The following is a 3,283-nucleotide window of genomic DNA, read 5'->3' as shown; positions in this document are numbered from 1 at the left end:
GGCAAACTGCCGGATGCCCACGATTTTAAAGGCGTCCAGGCGGCTGACGAGCAGCCAGCGCGAGGCTTCAACCGGCGAAGCTCCCAGGCCCGCCAGCGCCGTGCATAACGCGCCCACCGCCATCTGCACCGCCCCGTACAGGCCCGAGGCAGAGCCAATGATCTGCGGGTTCACGCTAACGGCCAGCGTCAATGCCGTGGGCCCGGCCACGCCGGCGCCGAACGTATAGAAGAACATCAAGATCACCAGGGGCGCCACGGCCACATGGCCGGACAGCACCAGCAGCAGCATCGCCACTGCGGCCACGGCGCTGAATGCGTTGCCGGCCACTACCAGGCGGATCAGGGGAATCCGGTTGATCAGCCGCGTCGTCACCACGCTGCCCAGCCACACTCCGGACACCAATACCGCCAGGTACAGACCCACTTCGTCGGCGGGACGATGCAACTGATCCACGAAAATGAATGGCGCCGAGGCCACGAACGCGAACATCGACGTCGTGGCACACCCTCCGCCTATGGCATAGCCCAGGAATTCGCGCGATCCCAGCAGCCGCCGATAATGGCGGGCCAATACCGAGGCCGTCACCCGCGCCACCGCCGCGCCGGTTTCCGGCAGCAGGCGCCAGGCGAACAACAGGTTCATCACGCCCAGCAGGCACAGCACGAACAGCACCGCGCGCCATCCCAGCGACGCGGCCAGTGCGCCGCCCACGATGGGCGCGATACCCGGCGCCACCGTCACCATCAGGTTCATCAATGCCAGCCGCTTGGCCGCTTCAGAAGGGGCCGCAGTGTCGCGCACCATGGCGCGGCCCAGCACCAGGCCCGCGCAGCCGCCCAGGGCCTGGAACAGGCGCGCGGCGATCAGGGCGTAAACCTGCGGCGCCAGCGCCGCCGCCAGGCCGGCAACGGTGTAAATGACCAGGCCCACCATCAGCACACGGCGGCGCCCATAGCGGTCAGACAGCGGGCCATAGATCAACTGCCCCACCGCCAGCCCGATGATGTACAGGCTGACCGTCATCTGCATGGCGCCATTGCCGGCGTTCAGGTCGCGACCCGCCATGGCCAGCGCCGGCACGAAAATATGCATGGCCAGGGTGCCGCTGAACGTGAACAGCGCCAGCAGCCACAAGGGCACGTGCGGGGGCTGCTGGTCCTGGCTGGCGGCAGCGCCGTCCAGAGCGGCGGTGCCTGCGGTCATGCCACCGTCCGCGCCCGCCGGCAAGGACATGGGGCGAGGCTGCTGCGCGCCACCTGCGCCGCCGGGAGAGTGATTGTGGCGCGTGGCAGCTTGGTCATGAGTCGCAGCAAAATTAGATGACATATCAATTAATTGTATATCAAGACTCTCCCGCGCCCAAACCAGTCCTAGGTGCGCGCGGCGCAAATGGCGGATGGCAGCGGGGAAGACACCAGGCCCGGAAATTACAAACCCGGCAAGAACTACCGGCGTTTGCGGCGATGCGCAGGGGCAACGACGGGCGCAGGCACGGCACATGCTGTCATGACACTGCCTTATCAACAGGAGGTTTATATGAAGCTCAGCATGCTTGCTCTACCCGTCGTTGCCGCCAGCCTGGCTCTTGCCGGCTGCGGCGGCCACCGCAACCATAGCAGCGACATGGGCGGCTATGACTCGACGCAGTCGCAAAGCGCGCCGCCGCCGTCTCCTGCCACCATGCCCGACAACAACAGCAACACCCCCAGCCCGCAATATCCTTCCACCGGCGGCAGCCGTTAACCCACACTTCCCGCCGGGCCGGGCGCCCACGCGCCCGGCCCGGCGGCTCTTCGCGCGGCCACGCATCGGCTACGATGGGCAGGCCTTCCATCACACAAAGGACAGCCATGGCCGATCTTTCCGCCTTTCCCATCACCAAGAAATGGCCGGCGCGCGACCCAGAACGCATCCAGTTGTATTCGCTGCCCACGCCCAATGGCGTGAAGGCGTCGATCATGCTCGAAGAAACCGGCCTGCCCTACGAGCCGCATCGCGTGGCGTTCGACACGCAGGACCAGATGTCCAGCGAATTTCTTTCGCTGAATCCCAACAACAAGATCCCCGCCATCCTGGACCCCAACGGCCCGGACGGCAAACCCATGGCGCTGTTCGAATCGGGTGCCATCCTGTTTTACCTGGCCGAGAAAACCGGCCAGTTCATGCCGCGCGATGCTGCGGGACGCTATCAGGCATTGCAGTGGCTGATGTTCCAGATGGGCGGCGTCGGCCCCATGTTCGGCCAACTGGGTTTTTTTCACCGATTCGCCGGCAAAGACTACGAAGACAAGCGCCCGCGCGACCGCTACGTGGCCGAGTCCAAGCGCCTGCTCCAGGTGCTGGAAGGCAGGCTGGTGGACCGCGCCTGGATACTGGGCGACGACTACAGCATCGCCGACATCGCCACCTTTCCCTGGATACGCAACCTGATCGGCTTCTATGAAGCGGGCGACCTGGTCGGCATCGGCGACTACCCCAGCGTGCTGCGCGCACTCGACGCCTTCACCGCTCGCCCGGCCGTGCAGCGCGGCCTGGAAATACCCGCCAGCAAGAGCTGACTGGGCCAGGGGCTATACGCTGCGCAGCGTATAGCCCGGCTTCCGGCATGGATATCGAACGCTCCGCAAGCAAGGCATGCTATCTATGAAGCCTTGCACGTTCCGACCTATTCCACTCCAGAATCAAGAGCCTGGCCATGCCTCCATCTGATACCGTTGCTTTCACGAATCCCGACGGCCTGTACGACCCCGCGCCCAACGGCTATTCGCACGTTGCCAGCATTTCCGCGGGAACCCGCCTGGTTTTCATTGCGGGACAAGGCGGCGAAACCGCCGATGGCCAGTTGGCGTCCGACTTCCGCGCACAAGTGCGCCAGGCATTCGACAACCTGAATACGGCCCTGGCAGCCGCGCAGGCCACGCCCCGGCAAGTGGCCAAGCTGTCGGTGCTGGTGGTCGACCACAGCCATGAACGCCTGGCGATTTTTGGCGAGGAACTGGCCCACGCCTTCGGGCCCGATATCAAACCCGCCTGCACGCTGATTCCCGTTCCACGCCTGGCCCTGGACGGCATGCTGTTCGAAGTGGAAGCCGTGGCGGCCCTGCCCGCCTGACCGGCGGTTTCCTCGTGCGCGTGGCGCGGGCATAATTGCAGATGCAACGGCATGGCCGCCGCGCGCAAGGCGCCGGCGGCCATGCCGCTACCGCGGCACCCATTCACGTCCACCCGGGGAAACCCCACTCCATGTCCGATGCGCCAGATCTCTGGTTTTCATACGTCC

The 3,283-nt window shown here is 65.3% G+C and carries 4 protein-coding genes; 3 read left to right on the top strand and 1 reads right to left on the bottom strand.

Translation table 11 applies throughout. From position 1 onward, the window contains the following. Positions 1-1,206, bottom strand: a 1,206-nt coding sequence (locus LPZ50_RS23380) for a multidrug effflux MFS transporter (protein ID WP_230665254.1), incomplete at its 3' end; no start/stop codon positions are given. Positions 1,207-1,539: 333 nt separating this feature from the next. Between LPZ50_RS23380 and LPZ50_RS23375 the strand changes: the two genes are divergently transcribed. From LPZ50_RS23375 to LPZ50_RS23365, 3 genes are all read left to right on the top strand, one after another. Further along, a complete protein-coding gene (locus LPZ50_RS23375) occupies positions 1,540-1,746 on the top strand; it encodes a hypothetical protein (protein WP_230665253.1) in 207 nt (68 codons plus the stop codon). A gap of 107 nt (positions 1,747-1,853) precedes the next feature. Next, positions 1,854-2,561, top strand: coding sequence for a glutathione S-transferase N-terminal domain-containing protein (locus tag LPZ50_RS23370; protein ID WP_230665252.1), 708 nt, complete (start codon positions 1,854-1,856; stop codon positions 2,559-2,561). A 137-nt stretch (positions 2,562-2,698) separates the two neighbouring features. After that, a complete protein-coding gene (locus LPZ50_RS23365) occupies positions 2,699-3,115 on the top strand; it encodes a RidA family protein (RefSeq protein WP_230665251.1) in 417 nt (138 codons plus the stop codon). The last annotated feature ends 168 nt before the right edge of the window (positions 3,116-3,283 follow it).

Source organism: Bordetella petrii, from assembly GCF_020991325.1.
Classification (GTDB): domain Bacteria; phylum Pseudomonadota; class Gammaproteobacteria; order Burkholderiales; family Burkholderiaceae_B; genus Bordetella_A; species Bordetella_A petrii_E.
This window is presented reverse-complemented; position numbering and strand designations above follow the sequence as displayed.